This is a genomic window from Mesosutterella multiformis, assembly GCF_003402575.1.
GTDB lineage: Bacteria > Pseudomonadota > Gammaproteobacteria > Burkholderiales > Burkholderiaceae_F > Mesosutterella > Mesosutterella multiformis.
This window is the reverse complement of the sequence record NZ_BGZJ01000002.1, coordinates 364997-381392: the sequence shown is the minus strand read 5'-3', so window position 1 is coordinate 381392 and position 16396 is coordinate 364997. Positions and strand designations below refer to the sequence as shown.

Here is a 16396-nt window from a genome sequence, read left to right as displayed (position 1 = left end):
TTCTAGGCGAATTATCACTTCAAGTGCAAAGCCTGAGAAAAGAATAGTGGCCCATAAAGCTTCCATAATAGAGATTGTCAAGATAACTATAGAGGGAGCTCATGAGCCACTATCATCATCTTACTCTTCGGGACAGAGTATTTATTTCGGCTTTAACGATTTCAGGCAAATCCCTGTCTGAAATTGCATGTGCGATTGGGAAAAATGTTTCTACGATCTCCCGCGAACTGAAGCGAAACAAGGCTGTATCGGCCCAGGATGGGGCTTCAGCTGCCTATGATCCCTGTGCCGCGCAGGCCCGATATCAGAGACAGAGAAAGCATTGCGGAAAGAGAAACATTCTGAAGTCTGACTCGTTGCTGACAAGGATTGTCTCAAATCTGCTGGTTAAGAAATTCTGGTCTCCGGAGCAGATTCAATACCGTCTCAGAAAGGAGCTGCCGAATCTAAGGATCAGCGCCACGACAATCTACCGAGGAATCAATTCTGGCTTTCTGGATCGCTTTGTGGATGGCCGAAAGATGTCCCGACACCTGCGACACCACGGTAAAACGCGTCACCGTAAAGGCATGACCGAGAGGCGAGGAAAGATCCAGATCACTCACAGCATTGAAGAGCGACCCCTGGAAGCTCAGAACAGATCTCGCCTGGGGGATTGGGAAGGCGATACCGTCATCGGAAAAAAGGGCGGAGCCTGCCTCACGACTCTGGTCGATAGGAAGTCCGGCTTTCTCTGTGGCGGGAAAACCGCTTCCAAGACTGCGGCCGATGTGTCTGCCGTAATTGAGAAATCTCTGTCAGATAAGGATCTGCGTACGATTACCGTAGATCGCGGAAAAGAATTTTCCTGGGCTGAAAAACTGGAGAAAGATCTCAGAACCAAAGTGTATTTCTGCTTGCCTCATCATCCATGGGAGAAAGGAAGTAATGAAAATACAAACGGACTTCTTAGAGACTTTTTCCCAAAAGGAATGAGTATCGATAAAATTTCTCAGGCAGAAGTTCAGAAACGGTTCAATGCTCTGAATTTCAGACCCAGAAAACGTCTCAATTGGAAGTGTCCGGCTGAAGTCTTTTATTCAGTAACTTTGCACTTGATTTGATAATTCACCTATAAAGATAATTGCTATTTAATCCTTGGGGCTCAAGAACCCAAAAATCCCCCACAGCTAGACCATTAAATGAAGCTAAAAGCCAATTTTGTAGGTATGGACGCAACATTATCTGTCAAAATAACTTTCGCCACTCTTTCAGTCTTACATGGAGTGGTAAAACATGCGATATTCGCAGGAGTTTATAGATAACCTCGTGGCCCGCATTCTGAGCAAAGAGCTTCGAATCTCTGAAGCCTCCGTTCAGTACTCGATAGGCAAATCAACAATCAGGTACTGGCTCGAGAAGGCAAAAGAGAAATCAGACTGCGTCACGCTGCCTAACACAGGAATTTCCAAGCCCATGGCCGACCTTAAGCTTCCTAAGGGTGTGACCTACCTGCAAGCCCATACCGCTGTCAACGCCAAAGCATTCCTGAGCGAGACTGACTTCGGTCAATACTGCCGTAAACACGGCTATCTCGCATCCACTGTGGACGCCTGGGCCGAATGGTTCAGCAAACACCCGGATGCCGTAGACAAGAGACAGCATGAAGCCCAGGCTTCCGCTATTACCGAGCTCAAGAAGGAAAACGCAAGACAGGCTCAGGAAATTTCCAGAAAAGACAAAGCATTGGCTGATGCTGCGACGATGCTGATGCTGTCAAAAAAAGCCGAGGCGATCTGGGGGGAAAAGGAAAACTGATCAGTGCCCAGGATCGTCAGGAAATTATTTCACTGGTCGATTTCGGTCAATCGCTGGGACTGTCGCAGAGGCTGTCCTGCGAAGCAGTTGGAATTACTCCGCGTACATTGCAAAACTGGCGGCATGCCCCTGATGGCGATGGACGGCTCGACCGGAGCAATTTTACGAGCTCCCGGCAAATCCCGGAGGATTTGCGGGAGCAGATCGTGGAGCGATTCTGTCGGGAGGATGTGCGCGATCTCAGCCTGACGCAGGCTTTCTACAAGCTTCTGGATGAAAACAAGGAGTACTGGTGTTCTCTCTCTACGCTTTACCGTCTTTTCAGAGCGCGGGGATTGAACGCGCGCCGCGCTCCCACCCGGAAAGCCCGTCTCCGCAGCAGGCCGACCGCTTACAGCGCGGAGAAGCCTAATGAAGTATGGACCTGGGACATCACCTATCTTCGCTCCAGCACTTACACGGGCTGGTTCTACTACGCGTACGTCATTGTCGACGTCTATAGCCGTATGGTTGTGAGTGCCAGGGTGTTCGACGCAGACAATGCTGATTTTGCCGTGCGCTTTCTCGGAGATGCCTTCAGAAAATATGGAATCAGGCCCGGACAGCTTGTCGTGCATTCAGACAATGGCGCGAGCATGAAAGCCGCGCCCACTATGGCTTTGCTTGAGAAGAACGGAATTATCTTCTCGCACAGCCGTCCGCGAGTCAGTAACGACAACCCGTATTCTGAGTCCTTTTTCCGTACGCTTAAGTACAGCGGCGATTGCCTGTATCCCCGAGACGGCTTTAACAGCGTCGAGGAAGCTGAACAATGGGTGCAAAGTTTTGTGGAACATTACAACGAGCACCACAGACATCGCGGCATCCGAATGGTTACACCCGGACAGCGTTACCGCTGCGAAGATGCGGAGGTGCTGCGCCGACGCAGGGAAACGATGCTGGAGGCTCGCAGAAACCACCCGGAGCGCTGGATCGGCGATTCCGTGCTGAACTGCACTCCGATCGGCAGGGTATGGCTTAACCCCGAAAATGGACAGCTTGAGGAAAAGCGTTTGCCGGGGGCTGCTTGAACAAACACTGCAACCTATTTTTTTACGAACAATTTCGGCGAAAGATCATTTGACACTCACCGGCAACTTGCCATAAAGGACATCTCCCGAGTGGAAAACAATACCCTGTTTCTGACTCTGTTTTTCAAAAACATCCTTATTTAATGTTCCAGTTCCGGAAACGATATCTTCATACTCGACGCGAGGGAGGTTCCCGCTGGCAGAAACTTCTGACCGCCTGTTCGCCATTTCTCCGAATTTTCGCTGTTCCCAAGCGCCAGTAAATCCCTTGAATCGAATTTCAGGGACAACCTCACCTTCTTTCGGAAACATTTTTTCGAGCATCGATTTTTTGATGTTCAGGAGCTTCTCATACTTTCGCTGATGAAGGGTAAGAAGGGAATCTAGACGGCTTAAAAAAATGCCAATTTTATGTTGCTCATCTTCAGAAGGACAATAAAGTTCAGCAGTAGAAATGCTGTCTGAACTAAGGGATTCGAAAGTTGAGCCTGTCGATTCTGCTTTCCAGTAGCCATCAAAATCCATCTTCACTAATGATTGATAGATGAATTCATTACCTTTTAAAGAAGCGACACCTCTCCCCAACACTACATCGTAAGCTGTTTTCCCAACCGATCCTGCTGGGGCTCGGACACTCATAATCAAATCGCCAGCTGTGGCAAATTTTGTTTTTTGTGTAGTCCAAACTCTTGGACAAACCCAGCCATTTTTTAAGTCAGCGTTTCCTTGGACAAGAATATAGTCAGCAGGAGTCGGTGAGTGTCAAATGATCTTTCGCCGAAATTGTTCGTAAAAAAATAGGTTGCAGTGTTTGTTCAAGCAGCCCCCGGCAAACGCTTTTCCTCAAGCTGTCCATTTTCGGGGTTAAGCCATACCCTGCCGATCGGAGTGCAGTTCAGCACGGAATCGCCGATCCAGCGCTCCGGGTGGTTTCTGCGAGCCTCCAGCATCGTTTCCCTGCGTCGGCGCAGCACCTCCGCATCTTCGCAGCGGTAACGCTGTCTGGGTGTAACCATTCGGATGCCGCGATGTCTGTGGTGCTCGTTGTAATGTTCCACAAAACTTTGCACCCATTGTTCAGCTTCCTCGACGCTGTTAAAGCCGTCTCGGGGATACAGGCAATCGCCGCTGTACTTAAGCGTACGGAAAAAGGACTCAGAATACGGGTTGTCGTTACTGACTCGCGGACGGCTGTGCGAGAAGATAATTCCGTTCTTCTCAAGCAAAGCCATAGTGGGCGCGGCTTTCATGCTCGCGCCATTGTCTGAATGCACGACAAGCTGTCCGGGCCTGATTCCATATTTTCTGAAGGCATCTCCGAGAAAGCGCACGGCAAAATCAGCATTGTCTGCGTCGAACACCCTGGCACTCACAACCATACGGCTATAGACGTCGACAATGACGTACGCGTAGTAGAACCTGCCCGTGTAAGTGCTGGAGCGAAGATAGGTGATGTCCCAGGTCCATACTTCATTAGGCTTCTCCGCGCTGTAAGCGGTCGGCCTGCTGCGGAGACGGGCTTTCCGGGTGGGAGCGCGGCGCGCGTTCAATCCCCGCGCTCTGAAAAGACGGTAAAGCGTAGAGAGAGAACACCAGTACTCCTTGTTTTCATCCAGAAGCTTGTAGAAAGCCTGCGTCAGGCTGAGATCGCGCACATCCTCCCGACAGAATCGCTCCACGATCTGCTCCCGCAAATCCTCCGGGATTTGCCGGGAGCTCGTAAAATTGCTCCGGTCGAGCCGTCCATCGCCATCAGGGGCATGCCGCCAGTTTTGCAATGTACGCGGAGTAATTCCAACTGCTTCGCAGGACAGCCTCTGCGACAGTCCCAGCGATTGACCGAAATCGACCAGTGAAATAATTTCCTGACGATCCTGGGCACTGATCAGTTTTCCTTTTCCCCCCAGATCGCCTCGGCTTTTTTTGACAGCATCAGCATCGTCGCAGCATCAGCCAATGCTTTGTCTTTTCTGGAAATTTCCTGAGCCTGTCTTGCGTTTTCCTTCTTGAGCTCGGTAATAGCGGAAGCCTGGGCTTCATGCTGTCTCTTGTCTACGGCATCCGGGTGTTTGCTGAACCATTCGGCCCAGGCGTCCACAGTGGATGCGAGATAGCCGTGTTTACGGCAGTATTGACCGAAGTCAGTCTCGCTCAGGAATGCTTTGGCGTTGACAGCGGTATGGGCTTGCAGGTAGGTCACACCCTTAGGAAGCTTAAGGTCGGCCATGGGCTTGGAAATTCCTGTGTTAGGCAGCGTGACGCAGTCTGATTTCTCTTTTGCCTTCTCGAGCCAGTACCTGATTGTTGATTTGCCTATCGAGTACTGAACGGAGGCTTCAGAGATTCGAAGCTCTTTGCTCAGAATGCGGGCCACGAGGTTATCTATAAACTCCTGCGAATATCGCATGTTTTACCACTCCATGTAAGACTGAAAGAGTGGCGAAAGTTATTTTGACAGATAATGGAGTATCCGAATAAGTGCTCCCGTCCGGTGACTGTCCCATCGTAATTTGAACTATCGCTCCTAGCTTCCGCTGTTCCCAAGCGCCAGTAAATCCGGCAAAACGGATCTCAGGTTCTTTAGCTTTTTCCTGCATTTTTAGGCCTCTCCCAGCAGTTTCTTGAACTCAGCGATGCCCTTTTCGTCAAATTCGCTGCCAGTCAGCTCATCAAGCATTCCTTGGAGTTCTTTCTCAGTCGTCTGAATCTGCTCCCCGAGATCAGAGAGCGTGATCGAATACTTTTGGGTGAGCGCTTCAAGCTTCTTCCCAAAATCTTCGAGCTGATCAGACTGCTGCTGCGCGAGTTCCTTCAGAAGCGCGTTAACCCACTTTTGCTTTACGAGCGCCTTGGCCTCATCGTCAGAGAGATGCTCAATGACTTCCTTCGTCTTAACTTCGAGGTCTTCCTTACCCTTCTTCAGGTCTTTCTTCAGCGCCTTTTCTTCTGTGAAGAGCTTCTTCACATTTTTAAGAACGACGAGCGTTTCATCGGACGCGGCTTTGGCCTTCAAGGTCTTCTCAACTGCCGCGGGGACAAAGCTATCCTTGGCGTCATTCAGGAAGTCGGCGCCTTCCTTAACGTCCTCATCGAGATCGTCGAGGGAGGATTCAAGAGACGAACCTATTTCCTGCAGACGGTCTTCCCCTTCCTGCAGAGCCTGAACCTTATCCGTGAGAAGAGCGTTCTGCACCAGATCGAACGGCAGGACACGGCCGCCCCACTCAAAGGACGACTTGCCGCCCTTCGATTTCGTCTCTGTCAGAACATCAACCTTCCTGATGATGTCCGGACCTTCCGTCTGAATCACTTCGAGATCCTGGCTGATCTTCCTCCAGGCGGTATCGAGGTACTGATAGGACTGGTAGGGGTCGAGAATCGGGAGTCCCTTCATTGAATTGAAGAGTTCAGCGCTCAGAACGTCCTCTTCCTTCGCGAGAGGCACAGTCATCATCTGGTCAATCAGCTCTTTCGACAAGAAAGAGTCAAAAGACTTCAGAATGCCCTGATACTGCTTCTGCCAGTCTTGCACATCCGGATCCTGAAGCAGCGCGCTGTGGAGATCAGACACTGACGGCTGATAGTAGGCGCCGTTTTCTGTTGTGAAGAGTGAGGACTTCAGAGCCGGGAAGGCATCCCAGTATTTCTGGAAGGCGTTCAGTTCATTTGCCGGAATTCCGCCGAACATGGAGGCGTAGATATCCCAGTTCTCCGGTTTTTCAGACGTATCGACGTAACGCGGAATATTGAGGTTGTAGTCGTTATCGCGGATTTCCTGACGTGACACGACCTTTGAGAAGTTTTCAACCGTCTTCCGGGCAGAGACCGTATCCACAATCTTCTTGATATCGCAGGCCCGGAGCTTATTACTCTTCCCTTCTTTCTCAAAGCCCTTCGACGCGTCGATGATCAGCACGTCGTCATTAGTACGATTCTTTCTCAGAATCATGATGATCGTCGGGATGCCGGTGCCAAAGAAAATGTTGGCCGGCAGCCCAATGATCGTATCGATGTTGTTCTGGTCGATCAGATTCTTTCGGATCGTGCCCTCTTCACCGCCGCGGAACAGCACGCCGTGCGGGAGAACAATCGCCATGATGCCGTCAGACTTCAGGTGATAGAGATCGTGAAGGAGGAAGGCGTAGTCCGCCTTGCTCTTAGGCGCCAGCCCGTATGACGCGAAGCGAGGATCGGTTTCCTTCCCCGTCGGATCCCAGACCTGGGAGTACGGAGGGTTCGACACGACCGCGTCGACATACAGACGCTTATAAGTGGCGTCAGGATCCTCATCCTCAAAGTACGGCCAGTCGTCTTCCAGCGTGTCGCCGTTTCGCGTCACGATGTTCGCCGCGAGGATCCCACGCATGATGAGGTTCATACGCGTGAGGTTATACGTGTTCTGCTTCAGTTCCTGGGCGTAGTACTTCACGCAGTTTTCCTTACCGATATATTTCGTGGCGCAGTGGCCGATATTGATAAGGAGAGAGCCAGAGCCGCTCGTCGGGTCATAGATCTCAATGTGATCACGATCTTTCAGATGACGGGCGATGATTTCCGACATCAGAAGCGACACTTCGTGCGGCGTATAGAATTCGCCGGCCTTCTTGCCCGCGTTCGCGGCGAAGTTGCTGATCAGGTATTCATAAATAAAGCCGAGGACGTCGTAATCCTGCTTCCCGTCCATCGGGATATCTTTGATCAGGTCGATAAGCTCACGAATGGCCTTGGTTTGGGATGCGGCGCCTTTGCCATCGCCGAGCTTTGAGATCCCTGTCTCCAGCGTATTGAAAATCTTGTCGTAAACGCGCTTATGGTACGGGTTGATCAGGCGGTTAAAAGCGCCAAGAGCGTCCGTCACGTCGCTTACCGTGAAATCGGCGCCCTTCTTCAGCCAGGTCGAGAAGAGATTGTTGTAGCTGATGAAGTAGCCGAGATTCTGCTGGACATTCTTGACCGTTTCTTTGTCATCTTCGGTCACCTCAGGCAGGAACTCATCCGTCCAGTCGATCGACTTCAGGTACCGGACTTCATTGTCTGACAGGAACTTATAGAAGATGAAGCCAAGGATGTAGTCCTTGTATTCGTTCGCTTCGATCTTCGACCGCATACGGTTAGCGAATTCCCAGATTTTTGCTGCCAGTGCCTGCTTATTCATGCTGCTCTTGCTCCGATTGATGAATCTTGTCTGAGAGGCTGAGAAAAACAAGAGCCAAATCAGGCTCCTGGCCGATCTTTTCAGCCTCTGCCCTGCGCTGTCGCTGACCCCGAGAAAGCGTATTTCTGGAGGGGTATTTCAAGCGCGTTTACGCGATATGTTATTACATACCTGGTGAAACTAGAAATCTTTTTTAATCGCAGTACCAACGGGAGATTGATCGTTATTTCGAAATGATGTTGGCTTCGTTTTTGTGCCATCAGATCCGGTTCCTGACCATCTGCCTGACTTACGACGCTCACACTGAGCGGAAGCATCTCTTCGGCGCTGCGAACAAGTGCTTATCTTAATGGGTCGGAGGGGATTTTTTGCGTTTTTTACGGAGCGAAAGTGACCCAGCATAGGATGCTGGCGGAAATTATGCGGAGGGATGCTGTTTTTAGCCTCTCTCCTGTTTCGGATTTCAAGACCCTGCCGTCAATCTTTTTGTTTTCTGAACCCTGAGCGGATTCTTTTTCTGGCGAATTATCACTTCAAGTGCAAAGCCTGAGAAAAGAATAGTGGCCCATAAAGCTTCCATAATAGAGATTGTCAAGATAACTATAGAGGGAGCTCATGAGCCACTATCATCATCTTACTCTTCGGGACAGAGTATTTATTTCGGCTTTAACGATTTCAGGCAAATCCCTGTCTGAAATTGCATGTGCGATTGGGAAAAATGTTTCTACGATCTCCCGCGAACTGAAGCGAAACAAGGCTGTATCGGCCCAGGATGGGGCTTCAGCTGCCTATGATCCCTGTGCCGCGCAGGCCCGATATCAGAGACAGAGAAAGCATTGCGGAAAGAGAAACATTCTGAAGTCTGACTCGTTGCTGACAAGGATTGTCTCAAATCTGCTGGTTAAGAAATTCTGGTCTCCGGAGCAGATTCAATACCGTCTCAGAAAGGAGCTGCCGAATCTAAGGATCAGCGCCACGACAATCTACCGAGGAATCAATTCTGGCTTTCTGGATCGCTTTGTGGATGGCCGAAAGATGTCCCGACACCTGCGACACCACGGTAAAACGCGTCACCGTAAAGGCATGACCGAGAGGCGAGGAAAGATCCAGATCACTCACAGCATTGAAGAGCGACCCCTGGAAGCTCAGAACAGATCTCGCCTGGGGGATTGGGAAGGCGATACCGTCATCGGAAAAAAGGGCGGAGCCTGCCTCACGACTCTGGTCGATAGGAAGTCCGGCTTTCTCTGTGGCGGGAAAACCGCTTCCAAGACTGCGGCCGATGTGTCTGCCGTAATTGAGAAATCTCTGTCAGATAAGGATCTGCGTACGATTACCGTAGATCGCGGAAAAGAATTTTCCTGGGCTGAAAAACTGGAGAAAGATCTCAGAACCAAAGTGTATTTCTGCTTGCCTCATCATCCATGGGAGAAAGGAAGTAATGAAAATACAAACGGACTTCTTAGAGACTTTTTCCCAAAAGGAATGAGTATCGATAAAATTTCTCAGGCAGAAGTTCAGAAACGGTTCAATGCTCTGAATTTCAGACCCAGAAAACGTCTCAATTGGAAGTGTCCGGCTGAAGTCTTTTATTCAGTAACTTTGCACTTGATTTGATAATTCACCCTTTAAAAAAGTTCCCAATACGTTGTTGTTCTCGCTTCGATGACGGTATTGTTAATTCTGTAGCACTGAGGATTTGTGTGTTGATCGACGGCATTGTCTGACCTACCGCTCGATTCCTTATGTCATTTCGTACATCGTCAGTTTCTAATAAATTGTGAAGAAAACCACTATCGTATTTTTCACTACTTCTAACTCGTAAAACACGACCAGAAAAAAGCCATCCATCGCTTTCTGGTTCAACCAACGCATTGATATCCACAGAACCCACGCGTGAAAAAACTATATCTCCAGTTTTCAGTGAATAGGCGATGAGCCTTGAGTGATCAGTATCGGAAACCATCGGTATCAAATACTTGTTTTTTTCAATACTGCCAAACTTGAAATGCTCAGTCGTGATGATGGGAACACCATCAGCAACATAATCGCTTGCATGCAATGAACTGCCAAAGGGACCTGTTTTAATTTCAGAAATTTCTCCAAGTTCCCGCTGTTCCCAAGCGCCAGTAAATCCAGCAAAACGGATCTCAGGTTCTTTTGCTTTTTCCTGCATTTTTAAGCCTCTCCCAGCAGTTTCTTGAACTCAGCGATGCCCTTTTCATCAAATTCGCTGCCAGTCAGGTCGTCCAGCATTCCCTGCAGCTCTTTTTCGGTCTGCTGAATCTCCTCTCCGAGATCCGAAAGCGTGATGGAGTACTTCTCGGTGAGAGCTTCGAGCTTCTTTCCAAAATCTTCGAGCTGATCGGTCTGCTGTTGAGCGAGTTCCTTAAGAAGCGCGTCAACCCACTTCTGCTTAACGAGTGCTTTGGCCTCATCTTCAGAAAGATGCTCGATCACTTCCTTCGTCTTGGCTTCGAGGTCTTCCTTCCCCTTCTTCAGGTCTTTCTTCAGCGCCTTTTCTTCCGTGAAGAGTTTCTTCACGTTCTTGAGAATAGAGAGCGTTTCGTCCGAAGCCGCTTTTGCCTTCAGCGTCTTATCAACCGCGGGGGCGACAAAGCTATCCTTGGCGTCATTCAGAAAGTCGGCGCCTTCCTTGACGTCTTCATCGAGATCATCAAGAAGGGATTCGAGCGATGAACCGATTTCCTGCAGCCGGTCTTCCCCTTCCTGCAGTGCCTTCACCTCGTCTGTAAGGAGCGCGTTCTGCACCAGATCGAACGGCAGGACACGGCCGCCCCACTCAAAGGACGACTTGCCGCCCTTCGATTTCGTTTCCGTCAGAACATCAACCTGCCTGATGATGTCCTGACCTTCCGTCTGGATCACTTCAAGATCCTGGCTGATCTTTCTCCAGGCGGTATCGAGATACTGATAGGACTGGTAGGGGTCGAGAATCGGAAGTCCCTTCATGGAATGAAAGAGTTCAGCGCTGAGGACATCCTCTTCCTTCGCGAGAGGAACCGACATCATCTGGTCAATCAGCTCTTTTGAGAGGAAAGAGTCAAAAGACTGCAGAATCCCCTGATACTGTTTCTGCCAGTCCTGCACATCGGGGTCTTTCAGCAGCGCGCTGTGGAGGTCAGACGCGGACGGCTGATAGTAGGCGCCGTTTTCAGTCGTGAAGAGCGAGGTCTTCAGAGCCGGGAAAGCGTCCCAGTACTTCTGGAACGCGTTCAGTTCATCCGCCGGAATGCCGCCGAACATAGAGGCGTAGATATCCCAGTTCTCAGGCTTCTCAGATGTATCGACGTAACGCGGAATATTGAGGTTGTAGTCGTTATCGCGGATTTCCTGACGGGACACCACCTTCGAGAAGTTATCAACCGTCTGCCGGGCAGCGACCGTATCCACGATCTTCTTGATATCGCAGGCCCGGAGCTTGTTGCTTTTACCCTCTTTCTCGAAGCCCTTTGAGGCGTCGATGATCAGCACGTCATCGTTCACGCGATTCTTTCGGAGAATCATGATGATCGTCGGAATGCCGGTGCCAAAGAAAATGTTGGCCGGCAGTCCAATGATCGTATCGATGTTGTTCTGGTCAATCAGGTTCTTACGAATGGTGCCCTCTTCACCGCCGCGGAACAGCACGCCGTGCGGGAGAACGATCGCCATGATGCCGTCAGACTTCAGGTGATAGAGGTCATGAAGGAGGAACGCGTAGTCCGCCTTGCTCTTCGGAGCGAGACCGTAGCCCGCAAATCGGGTATCGGTTTCCTTTCCCGTGGGATCCCAGACCTGAGAGTACGGGGGATTTGACACGACTGCGTCGACATAAAGCCGCTTATAAGTAGCATCGTGATCCTCATCCTCGAAGTACGGCCAGTCTTCTTCCAGCGTGTCGCCGTTTCGCGTTACGATGTTCGCCGCAAGAATCCCTCGCATGATGAGGTTCATTCGCGTGAGGTTATACGTGTTCTGCTTCAGTTCCTGAGCGTAGTACTTAACGCAGTTATCTTTACCGATATATTTGGACGCGCAGTGACCGATATTGATGAGAAGTGAGCCGGAGCCGCTCGTCGGGTCATAGATCTCAATGTGATCACGATCTTTCAGATGGCGGGCAATGATTTCTGACATCAGAAGCGACACTTCATGCGGCGTATAGAATTCGCCGGCCTTCTTGCCAGCGTTCGCCGCGAAGTTGCTGATCAGGTATTCATAAATGAAGCCGAGGACGTCGTAGTCCTGCTTCCCGTCCATCGGAATATCTTTGATCAGATCGATGAGGCTTCTGATCGCCTTAGACTGGGCACCAGTGTTTTCGCCGAGTTTCGAGAGGCCTGTTTCCAGCGTGTTGAAAATCTTGTCGTAAACGCGCTTATGGTACGGGTTGATCAGACGGTTAAACGCAGCCAGAGCGTCTGTCACGTTGCTCACCGAGAAATCGGCGCCCTTCTTCAGCCAGGTCGAGAAGAGGTTGTCGTAGCTGATGAAGTAGCCGAGATTCTGCTGGACGTTCGTGACCGTTTCTTTGTCTTCTTCGGTCACCTCAGGCAGAAACTCATCCGTCCAGTCGATGGACTTCAGGTACCGGACTTCGTTGTCTGACAGGAACTTATAGAAGATGAAGCCAAGGATGTAGTCCTTGTATTCGTTTGCTTCGATCTTCGACCGCATGCGGTTAGCGGATTCCCAGATTTTTGCTGCCAGTGCCTGCTTATTCATGCTGCTCTTGCTCCGATTGCTGAATCTTGTCTGAGAGGCCGAAAAAACCGAGAGCCGGTTCAGACTCTTGGCTTCTCTTTTCAGCCCCTGCCCTGCGCTGTCGCTTGCCCCGAGAAAACGTTTTTCCTGAGGGATATTCCAAGCGCGTTACGCGATATGTTATTACATACCTGGTGAAACTAAAAATCTTTTTAATCGCAGTACCAACGGGAGATAGATCGTTATTTCGAAATGCTGCCGGCTTCTTTTTTGTGCCGTCAGATGCGGTTACAGAACATCTGCCTGACTTTTAACCTAAATTCCCGCTCTGTTAGCTGTATTTTTTAACAAAAGTCTATTGATTTTCCAAATAGAAAATTTAAAAAAAGGGTTGATTTATAGGTAAAACATACGTATAATATAGACATATATAATCTCTTTTGCAGCCCTTGCGATATGACTGATCACAATCCGATCCTTCCCGAAGATGCGCGTATTGTCCGAATCAAAGACACAGAGTACGTTGCAATCCATAAGTATTGGTGGGATAAAGAAAAAAAGCGGGGCCAACAAAAAAGGCGATATATTGGCAAGCTTGTTGATGGAAAATTTGTTCCGAACGCAGCTTATGCGGCAGAGCTGAAGCTGACCCGTGTCAAAAAGACCACTGATAAGCGTCAGAAATTTGATCATGACAAAACGTTCGGAACAACCGCACTCCTTACTCAAGCAGCAGAAACCTCGGGTTTAACTGATGATTTGAAGAAAGTTTATGGTGAGGGGAAGGCCGCCATGATGGTAAGCCTGGCGGCATATCAAATCATCAAAAACACTACTTCACAGCATAGATTCAAGATTTTTTCTGATACTAACGCCTTGCCAGCCGGTCTTCCAGACAATATCGAGTCTCAAAGACTAAGTGAGTTATCGCAGGATATTGGCTCAGATACAGCTTCATTAAATCGGCTCTTTGCTCTTCGGGCCAAGCGTCTTCCTGAAACAGAATATTTATCATTCGACAGCACACGAATCGCGTCTGAAAGCCGATCTCTGACAGATGTACGAAAAGGAATTAGTAAACGCGGAGGCTACGAAAACCAGATTGGTTTGGCGCTCCTCTACGGTCATAATTCTGGTGTTCCCCTGATGTTCAGGCGATTCGCCGGAAACGTGCCAGATATAGTCACTATGCATGACCTTCTGACTCGATGGGAAAACATCGGAGTCAGTAAAAAAATTATCTCAATTTTTGATCGGGGCTATTGCAGCCGTGAGAATCTTCGGCTGCTCTGCAAGAACAAGCATCACTTCATCATGGCTGCCAAAACTGATCACTCCTTCATCAGGGACGCCATCGAAGATAATCTTCCCGCTTTCTGGGATATGACGAACAACGTTCGCGGTCACAACCTGACCGCTGTTCAAACCCAGGTCACAATACCAGGCACGAAAGAGGACCCAAAATCATGTAGTGTTTGGGTGTACATCTATTACAGTCTTGCAGTTGCAAATAATGAGCAGGATAAATTTTTATCTGATTTGGTAACCTTTGAAGAAGACTGGATTAACGGGTTAGCCAGCCCTGATTCCAAACTTTTGAGATTCTATGAAACACCTGATAGTGAACCCGGTAAAAAGCCTCTGATCAGAAACAATGATGCTGTCAATGAAAAGGTCAGATACATGGGATTCTTTTCAATGATCAGCGATCGAAAACTTGAGTCGAAAGAAATCCTGGAGATCTACAGAACGCGCGACTGCATCGAGAAATGCTTTGGGGTTATCAAGACTGATGTTGGTTTTACAACTACAAGGGGACACTCCGACGTTTCTGTTAATGGACGTCTCTTGTTAGCCTTCATCGCTGCCACAATTGTTTCCTGGCTCATCAAAGCCATGAGTGTTGAAGTGAAAATAGGGAAGAAATCCTATGCACCTCTGCTTGACGAATATTCTCTCATGGAGCTGCTGGAAGATGTGGGGCAGATCCGTTTCTATAGCTCATCAATAGGAAAAGTTTGGCTCGGGGAAATTTTAGGTCGCCACAGACTCGTTTTTGAGCGACTCGGACTGGAAAACTGCCTCCTGAATCCCGCTATGTATAAGTAAATCGGGAATTCAGGTTTTAACGCTCACTCTGAGCGGAAGCATCTCATCGGCGCTGCGAGCAAGTGCTTATCTTAATGGGTCAGAGGAGACTTTTTGCGTTTTTTACGGAGCGAAAGTGACCCAGATCGAGTGCATGGAGGATAGCGTGCCAGTGACAGAGGGATAATTTTTGTGATTTTTGCTCGTTTCTTTCATCAATCCCCTGCACTTTGCCTGGTTCCTGGAGGGAACAAGCGCATGAAATCACACGCTTGGGAACAGCGAAAAGTCAAAGATTTAGCCGCGAATACATATGGCGGTGGCACGCCCTTGACGTCTAACCCTGAATTTTGGGAAGGTTCAATCCCTTGGATTCAGTCGTCTGATTTGTCAGAACATAACCTTTTTAGGGTGCACCCAAGAAAGTTTATTTCGCATGCGGCAGTAGCGAATTCCTCGGTAAAAATAATTCCTGAAAACTCCATTGCTGTTATCACGCGAGTCGGGGTTGGAAAGCTTGCAGTGATGAGCTTTCCATACACTACGAGTCAGGATTTTCTTTCCTTAAGCAATCTAAACACTGACGTTAAATTCACATCTTATCAGTTGTATAGAAGATTACAGAAAGATCTAAATGCTGTTCAGGGTACTTCAATTAAGGGAATTACTAAAGAAGAGCTTCTTGGGAAAAATATTTATATTCCTGGATGTCAGGAACAGGAGGCTATTGGAAAGTTCTTCAGCAAAATTGATTCTCTTCTTACCCTTCATCAGCGTCAGTCAGCGGGGTCAAATCTTCCCGGGTAAATCTTCATCTTCGACCGATCCACGCATCACGTGGCTAACCAGAGCCGAGTCGCGCGGACCAGCTCCCTTTTAAACAATCAAAGAGATACCGAAACGTCCGGGAAAAAATGGATAAGCCGGTTTTCCTATGTCTAGGTTTTCATAACTCATAAAGTGGTATCCCTTGACGATTTCGTTCCCACTTGCCAGAATGGCTGTGCGGTTTTACAGCGATATTGAAATCCTTACGTTCCCTTGATAAGGGATTGGGAGAACAGGTATGGCAACAAGAAAGGCAACCCCTGAAGAACTTGAAGAACTGCAGAAAAGCATGATGGCCTGGGGCGGCAGCGCCTGGGGTCTTGGCGCGCATCGACCTCGCCCCGCCTCCGACGACTCTGCCAAGAAGAGCGCCAAGACGGAGGAGAAGGCAAAGCCTGTAAAAACTGACGATTAAATCAGCCTCAAGACTCACTGAAATACTGACGAGCCGCTGAAAAGCGGCTCTTTGTTTATCTTTGCCATACCCCCGCTGGAATTTACTGAAGCGATTAACGATACCGCTTCAATTGGCGTCTGTCATTCTGTCAAGGCGATTCATTTCGCGGAAGCAATGCTCTTCCGAAAGCGTCAACTCAAAACCGTCAATCAGGAAGCCTCGATTCCGTCATTAAGAGGCTTTGAGATCAGGATTGCGCGGAGATTCCATCGCTGATCCCGAAGGCTTAAACGGGAAGTCCGTTTCCCTCAGGATCTCCCACTGCCGGCCTTTTCCGGTCTTTCATGAGACAAA

General features: G+C 49.2%; 13 protein-coding genes. 7 read left to right on the top strand and 6 right to left on the bottom strand.

Annotation, left to right across the window (positions count from 1 at the left end):
• The first annotated feature begins 101 nt into the window (after positions 1 to 101).
• The 3 genes from M4NBBH2_RS10325 (at position 102) to M4NBBH2_RS10310 (ending at position 2867) form a co-directional block, all read left to right on the top strand.
• Entirely contained in the window at positions 102 to 1103 is a 1002-nt protein-coding gene (locus M4NBBH2_RS10325) for an IS30 family transposase (RefSeq protein ID WP_116269340.1), read from the top strand.
• Positions 1104 to 1275: 172 nt separating this feature from the next.
• Positions 1276 to 1797, top strand: a complete 522-nt coding sequence (locus tag M4NBBH2_RS10315; protein ID WP_116269329.1) for a hypothetical protein — start codon at positions 1276 to 1278, stop codon at positions 1795 to 1797.
• Positions 1776 to 2867, top strand: coding sequence for an IS3 family transposase (locus M4NBBH2_RS10310; protein ID WP_116269330.1), 1092 nt, complete (start codon positions 1776 to 1778; stop codon positions 2865 to 2867). The genes M4NBBH2_RS10315 and M4NBBH2_RS10310 overlap by 22 nt, the downstream gene beginning before the upstream one ends.
• A 45-nt stretch (positions 2868 to 2912) precedes the next feature.
• Here the strand turns inward: M4NBBH2_RS10310 and M4NBBH2_RS10305 are convergent, their stop codons facing one another.
• The 4 genes from M4NBBH2_RS10305 to M4NBBH2_RS10285 all read right to left on the bottom strand — a co-directional run bounded on the left by M4NBBH2_RS10305 (position 2913) and on the right by M4NBBH2_RS10285 (position 8022).
• Positions 2913 to 3605: a restriction endonuclease subunit S gene (locus M4NBBH2_RS10305; protein WP_116270889.1), complete on the bottom strand. Its 693-nt coding sequence runs from the start codon at positions 3603 to 3605 to the stop codon at positions 2913 to 2915.
• Positions 3606 to 3682: 77 nt separating this feature from the next.
• Positions 3683 to 4753 carry an IS3 family transposase gene (locus tag M4NBBH2_RS10300; protein ID WP_238691418.1) on the bottom strand — a complete coding sequence of 357 codons (1071 nt, stop codon included), beginning with the start codon at positions 4751 to 4753 and terminating at the stop codon, positions 3683 to 3685.
• Positions 4753 to 5274, bottom strand: a complete 522-nt coding sequence (locus M4NBBH2_RS10295; protein ID WP_116269329.1) for a hypothetical protein — start codon at positions 5272 to 5274, stop codon at positions 4753 to 4755. Before M4NBBH2_RS10295 ends, M4NBBH2_RS10300 begins: the two co-directional genes overlap by 1 nt.
• A gap of 192 nt (positions 5275 to 5466) precedes the next feature.
• Positions 5467 to 8022 carry a type I restriction-modification system subunit M gene (locus M4NBBH2_RS10285; protein WP_116270886.1) on the bottom strand — a complete coding sequence of 852 codons (2556 nt, stop codon included), beginning with the start codon at positions 8020 to 8022 and terminating at the stop codon, positions 5467 to 5469.
• A gap of 615 nt (positions 8023 to 8637) precedes the next feature.
• On the opposite strand from M4NBBH2_RS10285, the gene M4NBBH2_RS10280 reads away from it, so the two are divergent.
• A complete protein-coding gene (locus M4NBBH2_RS10280; RefSeq protein ID WP_116269340.1) occupies positions 8638 to 9639 on the top strand; it encodes an IS30 family transposase in 1002 nt (333 codons plus the stop codon).
• 4 nt (positions 9640 to 9643) lie between these two features.
• Here M4NBBH2_RS10280 and M4NBBH2_RS10275 read toward each other — a convergent pair whose 3' ends face one another.
• Positions 9644 to 10198, bottom strand: coding sequence for a restriction endonuclease subunit S (locus tag M4NBBH2_RS10275; RefSeq protein WP_116270885.1), 555 nt, complete (start codon positions 10196 to 10198; stop codon positions 9644 to 9646).
• Between the two features lie 2 nt (positions 10199 to 10200).
• Positions 10201 to 12750, bottom strand: coding sequence for a type I restriction-modification system subunit M (locus tag M4NBBH2_RS10270; protein ID WP_116270884.1), 2550 nt, complete (start codon positions 12748 to 12750; stop codon positions 10201 to 10203).
• A gap of 435 nt (positions 12751 to 13185) precedes the next feature.
• Between M4NBBH2_RS10270 and M4NBBH2_RS10265 the strand changes: the two genes are divergently transcribed.
• From M4NBBH2_RS10265 to M4NBBH2_RS11825, 3 genes are all read left to right on the top strand, one after another.
• A complete protein-coding gene (locus M4NBBH2_RS10265) occupies positions 13186 to 14838 on the top strand; it encodes an IS1634 family transposase (protein WP_116270883.1) in 1653 nt (550 codons plus the stop codon).
• Positions 14839 to 15075: 237 nt separating this feature from the next.
• Positions 15076 to 15624: a restriction endonuclease subunit S gene (locus M4NBBH2_RS10260; RefSeq protein WP_116270882.1), complete on the top strand. Its 549-nt coding sequence runs from the start codon at positions 15076 to 15078 to the stop codon at positions 15622 to 15624.
• A 259-nt stretch (positions 15625 to 15883) separates the two neighbouring features.
• Positions 15884 to 16060: a hypothetical protein gene (locus tag M4NBBH2_RS11825; RefSeq protein ID WP_160117780.1), complete on the top strand. Its 177-nt coding sequence runs from the start codon at positions 15884 to 15886 to the stop codon at positions 16058 to 16060.
• The last annotated feature ends 336 nt before the right edge of the window (positions 16061 to 16396 follow it).